The organism is Pseudomonas sp. HLMP (assembly GCF_046365545.1).
Classification (GTDB): Bacteria; Pseudomonadota; Gammaproteobacteria; order Pseudomonadales; family Pseudomonadaceae; genus Aquipseudomonas; species Aquipseudomonas guariconensis_B.
In genome coordinates, this window is the sequence record NZ_JBDLLR010000001.1 from 2474262 (window position 1) to 2489828 (window position 15567).

Below are 15567 nucleotides of genomic sequence, written 5' to 3' on the forward strand. Positions count from 1 at the left end.
TTGCAGCCCATCGCCGGCAAGCCGAACACCTTGAGCTTCCGCGGGCTCACCGCCGCTCTCCCTCGTAGTTGTCCAGGGTATCCCTGGCAATCTCCTGCCCCAGGGCGATCAGCTCCGGTGCCTTGTAGAACTCGAAGAACCGGCACACCCGCTTGGGTACGTTGATCAGCACGTCCGGTGGATAGCCGGCGATCTTGTACTGGGCCAGGGACGTCTGCATCACCTCGAAGCTCTGGTTGATCAGGTCGAGCAGCGAGGCCGGGCCAACGTTGTCGATGATGAACGAGCCGGTGGCGGAGCGGGGGGCGCCGTCGCTCTCTGGGGCCGCCGCCGGTTGCTGGCTTTCCGGATTGGCCGAATCGGCGAGCCAGGGGTTGGGCCGCCCCAGACCCTCGGCAACGATCTCCTGCTCGATGCGCATCAGTTCCTCCGCCGGCTTGCGCCGGAAGGGCAGGCGCGAGCCCAGGGAGCTGATCAGGGCATCGAAACGCATCTTGAACGCCGCCGGGCGTTCGATCACCGGCAACTGGTACTGCTTCTGGTTGGTGGCGTTGAGGTTCACCGCGATGATCAGGTCGCAGTGGCTGGACACCACCGGGACGATCGGCAGCGGATTGAGGATGCCGCCATCCACCAGCATGCGGTTGCCCTGCATCACCGGGGTGAACAGGCTGGGGATCGCCGCCGAGGCACGCATGGCCTGGTGCAGGCAGCCTTCCTGGAACCAGATTTCCTGCTGGTTGGTGAGGTCGGCCGCCACCGCGGTATAGGGAATGGATAGTTGCTCGATGTTCACGTCGCCGACGATCTTGCGGATCTGCCCGAACACCTTGTCGCCACGGATCGCGCCCAGGCGAAAGCTCACGTCCACCAGGCGCAGCACGTCCAGGTAGTCCAGGCTCTCGATCCAGTTGCGGTAATCGTCGAGCTTGCCAGCGGCGTAGATGCCACCGATCACCGCTCCCATGGAACAGCCGGCGATGCAGGCGATCTCGTAGCCGCGCCGTTCGATTTCCTCTATCACGCCGATGTGCGCGTAACCCCGGGCGCCACCCGCCCCCAGGACCAATGCCACGCGTTTGCTCATGATGTCTCCCCCACGGCTGTGCAACCATGGTCCAACAATGCACCCATTGCGGCCCATGCTTCAATGTACACCGTGCTGGGCTACGCTGAGCAGGGCACTTTTCGTTTGCCTGGGCGTCGAATGGCCACACTTTTTTCACCTTCGAGGTTACTACCGATGAAAGCCTGGATCTGCCTTCCCCTGATCGCCCTGGCCCTCGCTGGCTGCGCGGGCAAGACGGCCTACCGTGACAGCTGCGCGACCCAGCTGGATGCCGCCTGGAAGGAACTCGACCTGGCCAAGGCCGAAGGCTTCGCCGGCACCGTCAGTTATTCCAAGGCCCTGTCGCTGTTGACCGGGGCCAAGACCCAGCAGCAGTTCGAGGCCTTCGAAGGGTGCACCAGCAAGGCGCAGAAGGCGCGTTTCTATATCCGTGAGTCTCGCGCCGGGCGCTGAACGAGGAGCGTCGTATGTCCGCCATGCTCGATCACGTGATCACCCAAGTGCTGGCCCTGCAGGTGCGCCTGCTGGCCTGTCGCGAGCGGTTGGCCGACGATGTCGACAGCGAGGCGTTGCACGACCTGCGCATCGCCCTGCGGCGGCTGCGCAGCCTGCTGCGCCCTTTGCGCGGGCTGCCAGGTGTCGACCAGTTGGAGGGGGCGGCCAAGTCCCTGGGCACCCTGACCACGCCCCTGCGCGATCGTGAGGTGCTGGCAGCCCAGTTGCTCAGGCAGGGCCACGAGCAGGCCGGGCAACGGCGCCTGGAGGGCAGGGCGCGGACATTCGCCAGCGTGGCCGGCAGCCGCCAGCTCGACCGTGTGCTGGCCATTCTCGACAGCTTCCCGCTGTTTCTGCGTGCCTGCGACCGCGAAGGCCTGGCTCGCGGCCTGGAAAAACGCATCGACAAGCGCCTGGACAAGCAATGGCGCAAGCTGCGCAAGGCCCTGGAAGACCCTGCCCACGACCGCCACCGCTTGCGCTTGCTGATCAAGCGCGTGCGCTATGGCGATGAGGCCTATCCGCAGCTGGACTCGGCCGGGAAGAAGCTGCGCCGCCTGCTCAAGCGGGCCCAGGGCGACCTGGGCGAATGGCACGATCGCCTGCAATGGCTGTTGCAGGCCCGCGACCATGCGGACCTGGCGCCGTGCAAGGCCGCCTGGGAGCGCGAGCTGCACGAGGCCGAGCAGAAGGCCGATGTCACCCTGGAGGTGCTGCTGGCGGCCCTGGCGCGTCGATAGCCGCCAGAATTGACCGATATGCGGGCTGCCAGGAGGGGGCTCGCTGGCTAAGATCGGGAGCATCGACGTAGCCGATTTTTCTGCAGGAGCGAAAGGACGCCATGAATTTCACGCAATTGCTTGCCGCCGTGCGCGAGCGCCCCGAGGCGGTCAGCGTGCCGGCCAATTGGGCCCAGGGGCGTGCCGCGTTCGGTGGGCTGATGGCCGCGTTGGTCTATGAGGCCATGCGCGCCAGGCTCGACGATGCCCGTCCGGTGCGTTCGCTGGCCATCACCTTCGTCGGCCCCGCCGCGCCGGAGGTCCCGATCCGCTTCGAGGTCGAGGTGTTGCGCCAGGGCAAGGCGGTCAGCACACTGCTGGGGCGCGCCGTGCAGGATGGCCAGGTGGTGACCTTGGTGCAGGGCAGCTTCGGTGTCGGGCGGGCGTCGGAGGTCGAGTTTTCGGCGCTGCCAGCGGTGCCGATGAAACCCTTGGAGCAGGCTGCGGCGGAGTTGCCCTACATCCAGGGTGTGACACCGGAATTCATGCGCCATGTGGCCTTGCGCTGGGCCATTGGCGGCCTGCCGTTCACCGGCGATGCCTCGCGGCAGATGGGCGGCTGGGTGCGCTTGCGCGATGTCGCCGAGGAGCCGGTCAACGAAGCGCACCTGCTGGCCCTGGTTGACGCCTGGCCGCCCAGCCTGTTGCCCAGCCTCAAGCGGCCTGCCGCCGGCAGTACGCTGACCTGGACCATCGAATTCGTCCAGCCTACGCCACGGCTGTCGACCCTGGACTGGTGCCGCTACTGTGTCGAGACCGAGCATGCCCGCGATGGTTACGGGCACGCCTCGGCGGCCCTGTGGACGGCCGAGGGCGAGCTGTTGGCCTTGAGCCGGCAGACGGTGACGGTGTTTGCCTAGGGCCTTGGCTCGTGGTTGAGCCGATGCTGGTCAGTTCAGCGTTTCAGTTGCCATTTGGGGCTGCGAAGCAGCCCTAAAAAGGGGGGCGCCGTTTTCAGCGCCGGTGCTTGTGCCGCTCCCGCCAGGCGCGCCACCAGGCGCCGCTGAGGACGAAGCGCGGAAAGGTGATGAACTGCTCGGTGAGCAGGCGTTGCACGGCATCCTTGCGGTCAGCGAAGGGCTCCGGTTGTTCGGCTTCCAGGCGATGGCCCTGGCGCTGCAGGCCCAGGCTGGCGGCCAGGGCGATGATGCCCACGGCGATCTGGGAAAGGTCCAGGCCGAACAGGCCCGAGAGCACCAGCAGCACGCCCAGGATGAACAGCGGCACGGCAATCAGGTGCAGCACCAGGTTGGCCGGGTGCCGGTGGTTGTTGTGATAACCGCGCCATTGCCAGGCGGGCAGGTTGGGCAGGCGTTTGCTCATGGACATTTCCTCTGGCTCATGTCCAAAGCTTAGTGCGGCCCTCGGGCGAGGGCCAATCGAGGCGGGCTATGGCGGCTATAGCTTGAGCTGGCCAATGGCCTTGTTCAGTTCACCGGCCAGGGTCGCCAGTTCGACGCTGGTGGTGGCCGAGCCGACTGTCTGCTGCACGGTCTGCTCGGTGACGTCGCGGATGCTCACCACCGCCCGGTTCATCTCCTCGGCCACCTGGCTCTGCTGCTCGGCGGCGACGGCGATCTGCGTGTTGCTTTCGCGCATCTGCGCCACGGCGCTGGTGATCTCGGCCAGGGCTTCGCCGGCTTCCTGGGCCTGCTTGACGCAATCGTCGGCCTTGTACGAACTCTCCTGCATGAACTCCACTGCATCGCGGGTACCGGCCTGCAAGGCCGAGACCATGCCGGTGATTTCGTCGGTGGAGGTCTGCACGCGCTTGGCCAGGTTGCGCACCTCATCGGCCACCACGGCGAAGCCGCGGCCCAGCTCACCGGCACGGGCCGCTTCGATGGCGGCATTGAGGGCCAGCAGGTTGGTCTGTTCGGCGATGCTGTGGATCACCCCGACCACGCCGTTGATCCGCTGGCTGTCCTCGGCCAGCTGGTGGATCATTTCGGCGGTCTGCTGCACACCGCTGGACAGCCCGGCGATCGAGTCCTGCACCCGGCTGACGACCTGCTGGCCGCTGCCGGCCAGGCTGTCGGCGGTCTGCGACAGGTCGCGGGTGGCGCCGGCGTGCTGGGCGATGTGGTGAACGGTCGCGGACATCTCGTTGATCGCCGTGGCCGCCTGGTCGGTCTCGCTCTGCTGGCCGATCATGCCGTGGCGCACTTCGTTCATGCTCGCCGCCAGGCGTGCGGCGCCCGAGTCGAGCTGGGCGGCGGTGCGCGCCACGGTGCTGACCACGCGATGGTAGGTGGCCTGCATGGCATTGAAGGCGCCTGCCATCTGGCCGACTTCGTCGCCGCAGGACAGCGGCACGCGAGCTGCCAGGTCGCCGGTCTTCTCCACGTGCAGCATCACGTCCTTGAGGGTGTTGAGCTGGCTGAGCAGGAAGCGGATCAGCAACTGCGAGGCGCACAGCATGGCCAGCATCAGGACCAGGACACAGACGGCATAGTTGCCGAAACGCTCGAAGAATACCTGGCGCAGGCTGGGCGACTGGGCCAGCACGGCGATGCGCTGCTCGCCCTGGTACAGCACCTGGGCCCCCTGCAACGGGTTGTCGCCGAGCAGCCAGGCACCGGGCAGGTCGACCCAGCCTTGGCTACCCTCCAGGGCCTGGAGGGGTTCTCCGGCGAAGGTCGGTGTCTGTCCTGCCTGCCAGGTGACCAGGTGGGGCAGGCTGGGCAGGGCTTGCCCGGCGGGCCAGGCGGCGATCAGCGAGGCCTCGGTGACGGCCTGGCTGCGGGCGCCCTCGGCCCGGGCCTGTTGCTCCAGATACACGGCATAGAGCACCAGCAGCAAGGTCGTGACGAAGGCCACCGCATTGACGGCCCAGAACTTGTACTTCAGGGAAATATTGCTAAGCCAGGCACCCATTAGGTCTTCTCTGAGTTGAGCGGAAACATTATTGGCAAGGTGCCATCATTGTGCCCGCTCAAGCCAGGCGTTGTCTTGATATGTGTCAAGGAAGACTGGGGGGGCACCACAGGATTCAGGGCAACCGAAAGAACGCCCTGGCGCTGGCCGTGGTATGGGTTGCCGTGTGCTCCAGGGACTCCCCTCGATGCAACGCCACCTCGCGCAGGACCTCGGGCAGGAAGGCCGGTTCGTTGCGGCCGTTCTTCGGCTTGGGCCGCAGGCTGCGTGGCAGCAGGTAGGGCGCATCGCTCTCCAGCATCAGGCGGCCCTCGGGGATGTTGCCGACCAGCGGATGCAGGTGAGTGCCGCGGCGCTCGTCGCAGATCCAGCCGGTGATGCCGATGTGCAGGTCCATGTCCAGGTAGGCGAACAGGGCCTGGCGTTCGCCGGTGAAGCAATGCACCACCGCGGCGGGCAGGTGATCGCGGTAGTCCTTGAGGATTGCCAACAGGCGCTCGCTGGCCTCGCGTTCGTGGAGGAACACCGGCAGGTGCAGTTCGGCGGCCAGGGCCAGTTGCGCCTCCAGGGCCTTTTCCTGCTGTGGACGAGGGGAGAAGTCGCGGTTGAAGTCCAGCCCGCATTCGCCCACGGCCCGGGCCCGTGGTTGCGCCAGCAACTGACGCAACCGCCGGTCGCTGGCGCCGTCCCAACTGCTGGCATCATGGGGGTGTACGCCTGCCGTGGTGAACAGGCATTGGCCGTCAGGGTCCAGTTGCCCGGCCAGTTCCTGGGCCTGTTCGCTGACCGCCAGGCTGGTGCCCGTGAGGATCATCTGCGCCACACCGGCCTGCACCGCCCGCTCGACGATGGCGGCTTGCTGGTCATGGAAGCTGCTGTTGGTCAGGTTGACGCCGATATCGATCAATTGCATGGTGCTACCTCGTGCCGCGGGCCGGCCAGCATAGCAAAAACCGGGAAAATCCAGAAAAAGCCAAGAACTTCAAGCGGTTGTCATGGTCTTCTGCGGTCATTCGCCACGGATCGGACCTTTTTGCATGGCGCCAGCCCACAGCCCACGGACACGTTCTCGCATGCTGCGTTCGCTGCTGACCTTCCTGCTGATGTTCGGCCTGGCCATGGCCGGCCCAGCCAGCGCGCGCTTGCCAGGGCCGCAGCACAACGTGCCGGCCAGCCAGGTTCGCGACCTTGCGCAGATCCGTGAGAGCAAGGTGCTGCGGGTGCTGGTCAACCAGAGCCGCAACAGTTCCGGGGAGGTCAAGGGCGAGCCGGTAGGCGTCGAATACCATCGCCTGCGCGGCCTCGAACATCATCTCAACGCCCGGGCCCGCGACGGCCAGGCAATCCGCTTCAAGCTCATCCCCCGCGCCAAGGAACAACTGCTCGCCGCCCTGCAGCGGGGCGAAGGTGACCTGGCCGCCCCTGGCGAGCTGCTCGACCCTGGCCTGGTGCGCGGCGTGAGCGCCAGCGCGCCGGTGGTCGATCAGGTGTCGCTGGTGCTGGTGGGGCGCAAGGGCGAGCGCAGCTTCAGCCGGGTGGAGCAGTTGTCCGGGCGCACCATTGCGTTGACCAGCGCCAGTGCCGCCGGTGCGTTGGTCCGCCAGCTCAACCAGCAACTGGCCCTGCGCAAACGTGCGCCGATCAAAATCGAGTGGGTCGATCCCACGCTGGCAGTGGAGGATGTGCTGGAGATGGTCCAGGCCGGCATCTATCGCCTGACGCTGGTGGAGCGTCCCATCGCCCAGCGCTGGGCCCGGGTGATGCCGCGCCTGCGCCTGGACACCCGCCTGAAGCTGGGCCAGCCCCAGGCCATACGCTGGTATGTGCGGCGCGACGCGAACATGCTCCTGGCCACGGTCGATCGCTTCCTGGCCGGCTACCGTGCACCGCAGAACCAGGATGCCGCCTTCGAGCGGATCTACCGGCGCCAGTACCGGGTGCACAACCCCTTGGCGCGTCGCGACCGGCAGCGCCTGGCGTCGTTGCGGGCGGTCTTGCAGAAACATGGCAGCGCACAGCAGATCGACTGGCTGAACCTGGCGGCACTGGCGTTCAAGGAGTCGACCCTCAACCCGGCGGCGCGTGGCAGCGGCGGCGCCCATGGGCTGATGCAGATCACCCCGGCGGCGGCCCGGCGAGTCGGGGTGAGCAACACGGCGACGGTCGATGGCAATGTCCTGGCCGGTGCCCGCTACCTGGCGCTGATTCGTCGCAAGTTCTTCTCCAGCGCCCAGCTCAACGAACGCGAGCGCATGGCATTCGTGCTGGCCGCCTACAACCTGGGGCCGGAGCGGGTCCAGGCCATGCGTGCAGAGGCCCGGCGACGAGGGCTCAACAGCAACCAATGGTTCTTCCAGACCGAACGCATCGCCATGGAGCAGATGGGCATGGGGCCGGTCAACTTCGTCAACAGCGTCAATAAGTACTTCCTGGCGTTCAATCGGGAGCGGGAATCGTTGGAGCGGGTGGGCAAGCGCTGAATTAATCTAATTTGTAGATGTATAAGTGCGTAAATTTGCGCTTTTTGAATCTTATTTGTTGATTAATATGGCGCCCATCCCAACCAACATTTACTCAGGACGCTTCGACATGAACAACCCCCTCAACGCTATCTTCGTTACCCGTGCAGGTCTTGGCCTGAGTGTCATCCGTATCCTCGTGGGCATCATCTTCATGGCCCACGGTGCCCAGAAGTTGTTCGGTCTGTTCGGCGGCTACGGGCTGGAAGGCACCGGCCAGTGGATGGAAAGCATCGGCTTGGCGCCCGGTTACCTGATGGCGTTGTTATCTGGCAGCGCCGAGTTCTTCGGTGGCCTGGCCCTCGTGGTCGGCTTGCTGGCACGGCCGGCGGCGCTGGCGCTGACCGTGACGCTGGTGGTGGCGATCTTCTCGGTGCACATCGGCAATGGCCTGTTCATGTCCAATAACGGCTACGAGTTCGCCCTGGCCCTGCTGGCCGGTACCGTGGCGGTGCTGATCGAGGGCGCGGGTCGCTTCTCTCTGGACCGGCTGATCGCCCACGACTGAACGGCATCCTGATGTGACTGACCCGCTTCCCAGGGGCCCTGGGAAGCGGGTTTTCTCCATGCCGTGGGGTAGTGCGAAAAACCGCCGGGCGACGCCCAGGCTGGGCCACCTTCAATAGGCGGCTTGTATCTTGTCGCTTGACGCTCTAGCATACCGCCTGCGCCGATTTAAACAGCTACTTGCGGGGCGCGGGAGGCACCCACTCGGGTCATCCGAAATACCGCTAAAGCGCTGGTTCGGTGACGCCTCCCACCGCTGCTCAGCGGGATCTGCGAGGCGGAGAGATACTCCATGAGTTGCCCACGTACCAGTGTCTGCCTGAGTCCGTTGCCTGCCAACCAGGCCTCGCGTACACCGCGCATCCTGCTCGGCGGCCAGCATCAGCCCACCCTTTTGCGTAACCTCGACGGCTTGTCGCGACGCAAGGGCCAAGCGCGTGCCTTCCTTGTCCAGTTCGCCGAAACCTGCGATGGCCTTGCCCAGCACGCCAACGATCGCTTCGATCTCGCGGTGATCCAAGCCCCCTTGGCGGCCGATGCCGCGGCAGTCATCGGTCACCTGACCCGCATCGCCCGCCAGGGCCTGATCACCCGCCGCTGAGGCGCGTGCCGCCGTGGGGATTTTTCGCTAAGCTCGGTGCCTCGGCAGGCTTGCGCCGGCCGTGGAGGCACTGAGGAGAACGCTGCTTGAGCACCAACATCATCACGACGGAAGGTCACGAGGCCCTGAAGAAGGAGCTCGACCACCTGTGGCGGGTCTACCGGCCCGAGATCACCCAGAAGGTCACCTGGGCCGCATCCCTGGGCGACCGCAGCGAGAACGCCGACTACCAGTACAACAAGAAGCTGCTGCGTGAGATCGATCGGCGGGTGCGCTACCTGCGCAAACGGCTCGAGGACGTCAAGGTCGTGGCCTATTCACCGCAGCAGGAAGGCAAGGTGTTCTTCGGCGCCTGGGTGGAGATCGAGAACGACGAGGGGCAGACCCTGACGTTTCGTATCGTCGGCTACGACGAGATCCATGGGCGCAACGACTACATCTCCATCGATTCGCCCATGGCCCGGGCGCTGCTCAAGAAGGAAGAGGGGGACGAGGTCGTGGTGCACACGCCAACCGGCGAGGCGACCTGGTACGTCAACCGTATTCGCTATGAGGGGAGCGGGGGGTAGCTACAGGCCTCCTGCGCTCACCCTTCCCGCAACACCGCCAGTGGGCTGGCATTCAATGCCCGTCGCGTCCCGAACACCCCGGCGGCACCCACCAGCACGGCTCCCGCCACCGGCAGCACCAGCAACCAGGGGTGCGGCGTCCAGGCCAGGTCGAAGGCATGGCGATACAGGACCAGGGTGATCAGCTCGCACCCCACCGCCGCCAGCACGCCACTCACCGCACCCAGCAGCCCGAACTCGATCCGCCGTGCCTTGACCAGCAGCGGCCGTGCAGCGCCCAGGGCACGCAGCAGGGCGCCTTGGCGCAGGCGTTCGTCGAGGGTTGCCTGGAGTCCTGCGAACAGCACCGCCAAGCCCGCCGCCAGCACGAACAACAGCACATACTCCACCGCCACGGTCACCTGGGCCAGGATGCTGCGCAACTGGGCCAGCAGCGCATCGACCTGGAGGATGGTCGCTGCCGGAAACGCGCGTGACAGGGCGACCACTTCCTGGTCATGGCCCGGCGCCAGGTAGAAGCTGGTCAGGTAGGTGGCTGGCAGCCCTTGCAGGGTGCCGGGCTGGAAGATCATGTAGAAGTTGGGCTGGAAGCTGTCCCAGTGCACCGTGCGCAAGCTGCTGACCCGGGCCTGGCGCTGCTGGCCACCGATGTCGAAGGTGAGCAGGTCGCCCAGCTCGAGCTTCAGGCTCTGGGCAAGCTCCGCTTCCACCGACACACCGGGCACGCCGTCAGCGGGTGGCGGTGCGTCCCACCAGCGCCCAGCGCTCAGGGCGTTGCCCTGGGGCAGGTCGGCCGCCCAGGTCAGGCTCAGGTCGCGTTGCACGGCGCGTTCGCCGGTGGACTCCTTGCTGACCAGTTGCCGCACCGGCTGCTCGTTGATATGGGTCAGGCGCCCGGGGATCACCGGGTACAGCGGTGCTGACGTGGCATTGACCGCCTGCAACTGGCGGGCGAAGGGCTCGCGGTCGTCGGGCAGGATGTTCAGGGCGAAATGGTTGGGCGCGTCCTTGGGCAACTGGGCCTGCCAGGTATCGAGCAGTTCGGCACGCAGCAGTGCCACCAGGCCCATGGCCAGCAGGATCAGGCCGAAGGCCAGGGCCTGGCCGGCAGCGGCCAGCGGATGGCGCAGCAGTTGCCCCAAGCCCAGGCGCCAGGCCAGCGGTGCACCGGCCAGCAAACGCCGCAGGCTGCGCAGGCCGAGCAGGAGCAGGCCGCCCAGCAGCAGGGCAGCGAGTAGCCCACCACCGAGCAGGGCGAAGGTCAGCAACAGGTCCAGGCTCAGCCGCCACATGATCAGGCCCAGGGCCAGCAGGGCGGCGCCGTAGACCAGCCAGCCACTGGGTGGCAGCGGCAGCAGGTCGCGGCGCAGGACCCGCAACGGCGGCACGCGCCCGAGGGCGGCCAAGGGCGGCAGGGCGAATCCGGCGAGGGCCACCAGCCCGGTGCCGATGCCGGCGAGCGCGGGCGCGATGCCGCCAGGTGGCACCACGCTCGGCATCAGCCCCTGCAACAAGCGGAACAGGCCCAGTTGCGCCAGCCAGCCGAGCAGGGCGCCGGCCAGTGCCGCCGCCAGGCCGAGCACTGCCAGTTGCAGGCAATACAGGCCCAGCGCCTGGTGTCGCGACAGCCCCAGGCAACGCAGCAGGGCGCTGGCGTCCAGGCGGCGGCTGGCATAGCGGCTGGCCGACAGGGCCACGGCCACGCCGGCCAGCAGCACCGCCACCAGGCTGGCCATGTTCAGGTAGCGTTCGGCCTTGCCCAGCGCGCCGCCGATCTGCCGATTGCCGTCGCGCGTGTCGAGCAGGCGCTGGTGCGCCGCCAGGCCCTTGGCCACCGCCTGGCGATACTGTGCCAGGGCCTCGGGCTCGCCACGCCAGAGATCGCGGTAGGTGACCCGGCTGCCAGGCTGGATCACACCCGTGGCGTCCAGGTCGGCGAGGTTCATCAATACTCGTGGGGTCAGGCTATAGAAATTGCCGGCGCGGTCCGGTTCGTAGGTCAGCACCCGGCTCATGCGCAGGGTCTTCATGCCCACGTCGATGCTGTCGCCGATCGACAGCCCCAGGGCCGCCAGCAGGCGTGGTTCGACCCAGGCCTCGCCCGGCGCCGGGCCACCGCCGGGGGACTCCTCGGTGTAGGGGGCCGCGGCGCTGCGCAGTTGGCCACGCAAGGGGTAGCTGGCGTCGGCCGCCTTGATGCTCGACAACTGGATCCCCGCCTGTGCGCCCACCACGCTGGTGAACTCGACCACCCGGGCGTGGCGCAGGCCAGCGGCCGTGCCGGCGGCGACCTGCGCCTCACTGGCCGGCGAGCTGCCCCGCAGCACCAGGTCGGCCCCGAGGAACTCGCCGGCGCGCAGTTGCATGGCGTCGTTCAGGCGCGCGCCGAAATAGCCGATGGCGGTGCTGGCCGCCACCGCCACCAGCAGGGCGAAGAACAGCACCCGCACCTCGCTGGCGCGGGCATCGCGCAGCAACTGGCGCAGGGCCAGGCCGCACAGGCGGGAGAAGGGCAGGCGGCTCATCAGGGCTCCAGGGGCTCGACCAGGCGGCCGGCATCCAGGCGGATCAGGCGGCGGCAGCGCTTGGCCAGGCGTTCGTCATGGGTGACCAGCACCAGGGTGGCGTCGCGCTCCTTGTTCAGCTCGAACAGCAGGTCGCTGATGCGCTCGCCGGTGTGGCTGTCCAGGTTGCCCGTGGGCTCGTCGGCGAACAGCACCGCAGGCTCGGCGGCGAAGGCGCGGGCGATCGCCACCCGCTGCTGCTCGCCCCCGGACAGCTGGCGTGGCGTGTGGCTCAGGCGCTTGCCCAGGCCGACCCGCTCCAGCAGGTCGCGGGCATGTTCGCGGGCGTCGCGACGGCCGTCCAGCTCCAGCGGCAGCATGACGTTCTCCAGGGCATTGAGGCTGTCGAGCAGCTGGAACGACTGGAACACGAAGCCGACGTGCTCGGCCCGCACCCGGGCGCGCTGGTCTTCGTCCAGCGGGCCGAGGTCATGCCCGGCGAGGATGACCTGGCCGGCGCTGGGCCGGTCGAGGCCAGCGAGCAGGCCCAGCAAGGTCGACTTGCCGGAGCCGGAGGCGCCGACGATGGCCAGGCTGTCGCCTTGGTCGAGGGAAAGGGAGAGCGCGTGGAGGATGGTCAGGTCGCCTTCCGCGCTGGGGACCACTTTGCTAAGGTTCTGCGCAACGAGAATGCTGGGGCCCATGGAGAATCCAATGCGAGTGTGGTGGTTGAGTGCCGGTCTGGCCCTGTTTTGCCTGGCCCAGGGCGCGGCGGCGGGAACGCTGCTGGTCGTCGGCGATAGTATCAGCGCCGGTTTTGGCCTGGATAGCCGCCAGGGGTGGGTTGCCCTGTTGCAGCAGCGCCTGGAGGAGGAGGGTTACGACGACCAGGTGGTCAATGCCTCGATCAGCGGCGACACCAGTGCAGGCGGCCAGGCGCGGCTGCCGGCGCTGCTTGCCGAGCACAAGCCGAGCCTGGTGGTGCTGGAGTTGGGGGGCAACGATGGCCTGCGCGGGCAGCCGCCCGAGCAATTGCAACAAAATCTTGCCTCGATGATCGATCGCTCCCGCGACGCGGGGGCGAAGGTGGTGTTGCTGGGCATGCGCCTGCCCCCCAACTACGGGGTGCGCTACACCACGGCCTTCGCCCAGGTCTATGAGCAACTGGCAGCACAGAAGCAGGTGCCGCTGGTGCCGTTTTTCCTCGAGGGCGTCGGTGGGGTGGCGCAGATGATGCAGGCCGACGGCATCCATCCGGCCCAGGGGGCGCAGCAGCGCCTGCTGGAAAATGCCTGGCCGGCGATAAAACCCTTGCTGTGACGCTTTTATCGGGACGGGCTTTCGGCTAATGTTGCGCCCCCCGTTCCGAGAGCCCCCGATGCCGCGCCCCGCCTGGTCCTTGTATGCCTATCAACTGATCGAGCCCGATGAGCAGCTCGACCTGTTCGCCTGCCAGGAGGTTCGCGTTCACCTGGTGGCCCGCCAGCTCGAGCTTGGCGCGCCCGCCGACCGCACCCTGTGCGGCGGCCTGCTGCCGGCCCAGCCGCGCTGGTCGATGGTCGAGCGCAGCATCTACCGCGATGGCCGCCTGTGCCCGCTGTGCCGGGCGATCCTCGACGCCCAGCGGCGTGGCACGCGTCCGGTGTGGCCGGAACTCTGAGCGCCTTTCATCATCTGAAACGCTTGCCCATGGTCGATGCCTCCCGCTTGTATCGGGGTGGGTGTACAATCGACCCTCTTGACCCATCTTTCGAAGGATTTACCGGATGTTGCCGCGCCTTCCCGCCGTCACCCGTAGCCTGTCCATGGCCGCCCTGCTGGTAGCGGGCCCTGCCGTTGCGCTGGAACTGCCGTTGCCACCACCCGGTGAGGACATCGTCGGCCAGGTCCAGGTGATCAAGGCCAAGTACGAGGACACCTTCGCCGACATCGGCACCGCCAATGACCTCGGCTACCTGGAGATGATCGCCGCCAACCCGGGCATCGACCCGTGGCTGCCGGGCGCCGGCAGCGAGATCATCCTGCCGACCCGCTACATCCTGCCGCCGGGCCCGCGCGAGGGGATCGTCATCAACCTGGCCGAGTACCGCATGTACTACTACCCGAAAGGGCAGAACGTGGTGCACACCTACCCGTTGGGCATCGGTCGCGAAGGCTGGGGTTCGCCGATCGCCAACACCAGGATCACCGCCAAGACACCGAACCCGACCTGGACGCCGCCGGCCTCGATCCGCGCCGAGCATGCCGCCGATGGCGACATCCTGCCGGCCGTGGTGCCCGCAGGGCCCGACAACCCGCTGGGGCCGTTCAAGTTCACCCTGGGCGTGCCGGGCTACCTGATCCACGGTTCGAACAAGAAGTTCGGCATTGGCATGCGCACCAGCCACGGCTGCTTCCGTATGTTCAACAACAATGTGCTGGAGTTGTCGAAAATGGTGCCGGTGGGGACATCGGTACGCATCATCAACGAGCCCTACAAGTTCGGTATCAGTGGTGGCAAGGTCTACCTGGAAGCCCACACGCCGTTGGACGACCATGGCGATCCGTCGGTGGTGGACAAGCACACCGCGGTCATCAATGCCCTGCTCAAGCGCGAGGACCTGGCCAACAACCTGCGCATGAACTGGGACATGGTGCGCGATGTGGTGGCCGCTGAAGACGGCATGCCGGTGGAAATCGCCGTGCCGGTCAATGCCGACGTTAGCGCGCCGATGGTGTCGAGCATTCCGCCTGAGTTGCAGTAAGCACGCTCAAGGTGTTTTGAACTAACACGCCATCGAGCTTTGCAGCCTCTCGCGGCACAAGGCCGCTCCCACAGGTGCAGCGCTGACTTACAGAACAGTGCCGTACCTGTGGGAGCGGCCTTGTCGCGAAAGGAGCACGTAGCGGCCCCAGCAGTTTCTTGCCGGTCGCTTTTGCCGCGGCAATAAAAAAGCCGACCCACTAGTGGGTCGGCTCCATAACAATCCGTGAGGATTATTACTTGCGGCTGGCTTTGTCCAGCATGCGCAGAGCGCGCTCATTGGCTTCGTCAGCGGTTTGCTGAGCTTTCTGAGCGGCAGCCAGAGCGTCGTCAGCCTTACGGTAGGCTTCGTCAGCACGGGCTTGGGCGCGAGCTGCTGCGTCTTCGGTAGCAGTCAGGCGAGCTTCGGTTTCTTTGGATACGCTGCTGCAACCGGTAGCCAGAACTGCGGCCAGAGCCAGAGCAGAGAATTTCAGAACGTTGTTCATCGTGTTCCCCTTCAAGGACTTTCTATTAAATAGCCATCTCTCGGAAAAGAGAAACTGGCCGGCGTACATAGTACCCATTACTTGTAGTAAGTAAACTGACTGAGCGCAAGAACTGCAAAAAAAATGTTGCCAGCCCTGGCAAGCGACATGGGTTGTAGGGCATTTTTGAAACTCGTGCAGAGGGTTTCGCAAGCGATTGTAGAACAGGAACTTTTTGTTGAACTAAAGGTGACTTTAACGGTCGGCTGGCGTCATAGCCCTGGAACATCCGGCGGCTGTTCCGAGTGCCCGGCACAGGGGGGGCAAGGTGGGGCTTGCGTATTTTTACCGGCGGGCACCTTGAGCAATCCCGCTTGTGGCGCCTACTATTTGTAGGGTGCCGCGCCGCAGAACGAACCAGATCGCCCTGCGGTCCA

General features: G+C 66.3%; 17 protein-coding genes. 10 read left to right on the forward strand and 7 right to left on the reverse strand.

Annotation, left to right across the window (positions count from 1 at the left end; genetic code table 11):
• Positions 1-46: 46 nt before the first annotated feature.
• A complete protein-coding gene (locus ABFA30_RS11575) occupies positions 47-1087 on the reverse strand; it encodes a patatin-like phospholipase family protein (protein ID WP_410045458.1) in 1041 nt (346 codons plus the stop codon).
• Between the two features lie 156 nt (positions 1088-1243).
• On the opposite strand from ABFA30_RS11575, the gene ABFA30_RS11580 reads away from it, so the two are divergent.
• From ABFA30_RS11580 to ABFA30_RS11590, 3 genes are all read left to right on the forward strand, one after another.
• A complete protein-coding gene (locus tag ABFA30_RS11580; protein ID WP_225790152.1) occupies positions 1244-1522 on the forward strand; it encodes a hypothetical protein in 279 nt (92 codons plus the stop codon).
• Positions 1523-1536: 14 nt separating this feature from the next.
• Positions 1537-2304, forward strand: coding sequence for a CHAD domain-containing protein (locus tag ABFA30_RS11585; RefSeq protein WP_410045459.1), 768 nt, complete (start codon positions 1537-1539; stop codon positions 2302-2304).
• 101 nt (positions 2305-2405) lie between these two features.
• Positions 2406-3203, forward strand: a complete 798-nt coding sequence (locus tag ABFA30_RS11590; protein WP_225790154.1) for an acyl-CoA thioesterase — start codon at positions 2406-2408, stop codon at positions 3201-3203.
• Between the two features lie 94 nt (positions 3204-3297).
• On the opposite strand, the gene ABFA30_RS11595 is transcribed toward ABFA30_RS11590, so the two are convergent.
• The 3 genes from ABFA30_RS11595 to ABFA30_RS11605 all read right to left on the reverse strand — a co-directional run bounded on the left by ABFA30_RS11595 (position 3298) and on the right by ABFA30_RS11605 (position 6133).
• A complete protein-coding gene (locus ABFA30_RS11595; protein ID WP_225790155.1) occupies positions 3298-3666 on the reverse strand; it encodes an Mpo1-like protein in 369 nt (122 codons plus the stop codon).
• 75 nt (positions 3667-3741) lie between these two features.
• Positions 3742-5220, reverse strand: coding sequence for a methyl-accepting chemotaxis protein (locus tag ABFA30_RS11600; RefSeq protein WP_253091350.1), 1479 nt, complete (start codon positions 5218-5220; stop codon positions 3742-3744).
• Positions 5221-5335: 115 nt separating this feature from the next.
• Positions 5336-6133, reverse strand: coding sequence for a TatD family hydrolase (locus ABFA30_RS11605; RefSeq protein ID WP_225790157.1), 798 nt, complete (start codon positions 6131-6133; stop codon positions 5336-5338).
• Between the two features lie 160 nt (positions 6134-6293).
• On the opposite strand from ABFA30_RS11605, the gene ABFA30_RS11610 reads away from it, so the two are divergent.
• From ABFA30_RS11610 to greB, 4 genes are all read left to right on the forward strand, one after another.
• On the forward strand, positions 6294-7700 hold the full coding sequence (locus tag ABFA30_RS11610) for a transglycosylase SLT domain-containing protein (RefSeq protein WP_410045460.1): 1407 nt from the start codon (positions 6294-6296) through the stop codon (positions 7698-7700).
• 109 nt (positions 7701-7809) lie between these two features.
• The gene (locus ABFA30_RS11615) at positions 7810-8247 is read left to right on the forward strand and encodes a DoxX family protein (protein ID WP_225790159.1); all 438 of its coding nucleotides are present in this window, start codon (positions 7810-7812) and stop codon (positions 8245-8247) included.
• 291 nt (positions 8248-8538) lie between these two features.
• Complete coding sequence (locus tag ABFA30_RS11620; RefSeq protein WP_225790160.1) at positions 8539-8847, forward strand: hypothetical protein; 309 nt, start codon at positions 8539-8541, stop codon at positions 8845-8847.
• Positions 8848-8933: 86 nt separating this feature from the next.
• The gene (gene greB, locus ABFA30_RS11625; protein WP_225790161.1) at positions 8934-9416 is read left to right on the forward strand and encodes a transcription elongation factor GreB; all 483 of its coding nucleotides are present in this window, start codon (positions 8934-8936) and stop codon (positions 9414-9416) included.
• Between the two features lie 17 nt (positions 9417-9433).
• Here greB and ABFA30_RS11630 read toward each other — a convergent pair whose 3' ends face one another.
• Both ABFA30_RS11630 and ABFA30_RS11635 read right to left on the reverse strand, forming a co-directional pair.
• Positions 9434-11941 carry an ABC transporter permease gene (locus ABFA30_RS11630; protein ID WP_410045461.1) on the reverse strand — a complete coding sequence of 836 codons (2508 nt, stop codon included), beginning with the start codon at positions 11939-11941 and terminating at the stop codon, positions 9434-9436.
• The gene (locus ABFA30_RS11635; protein WP_410045462.1) at positions 11941-12624 is read right to left on the reverse strand and encodes an ABC transporter ATP-binding protein; all 684 of its coding nucleotides are present in this window, start codon (positions 12622-12624) and stop codon (positions 11941-11943) included. Before ABFA30_RS11635 ends, ABFA30_RS11630 begins: the two co-directional genes overlap by 1 nt.
• A gap of 10 nt (positions 12625-12634) precedes the next feature.
• Between ABFA30_RS11635 and ABFA30_RS11640 the strand changes: the two genes are divergently transcribed.
• From ABFA30_RS11640 to ABFA30_RS11650, 3 genes are all read left to right on the forward strand, one after another.
• Entirely contained in the window at positions 12635-13240 is a 606-nt protein-coding gene (locus tag ABFA30_RS11640) for an arylesterase (protein WP_225790164.1), read from the forward strand.
• Positions 13241-13298: 58 nt separating this feature from the next.
• Positions 13299-13580, forward strand: coding sequence for a hypothetical protein (locus ABFA30_RS11645; protein ID WP_253081328.1), 282 nt, complete (start codon positions 13299-13301; stop codon positions 13578-13580).
• A gap of 106 nt (positions 13581-13686) precedes the next feature.
• Positions 13687-14664 carry a L,D-transpeptidase family protein gene (locus ABFA30_RS11650; RefSeq protein WP_225790166.1) on the forward strand — a complete coding sequence of 326 codons (978 nt, stop codon included), beginning with the start codon at positions 13687-13689 and terminating at the stop codon, positions 14662-14664.
• A gap of 235 nt (positions 14665-14899) precedes the next feature.
• Here the strand turns inward: ABFA30_RS11650 and oprI are convergent, their stop codons facing one another.
• Positions 14900-15151 (reverse strand): outer membrane lipoprotei OprI, encoded by a 252-nt coding sequence (gene oprI, locus ABFA30_RS11655; RefSeq protein WP_003259780.1) that lies wholly within the window; start codon positions 15149-15151, stop codon positions 14900-14902.
• Between the last annotated feature and the right edge of the window lie 416 nt (positions 15152-15567).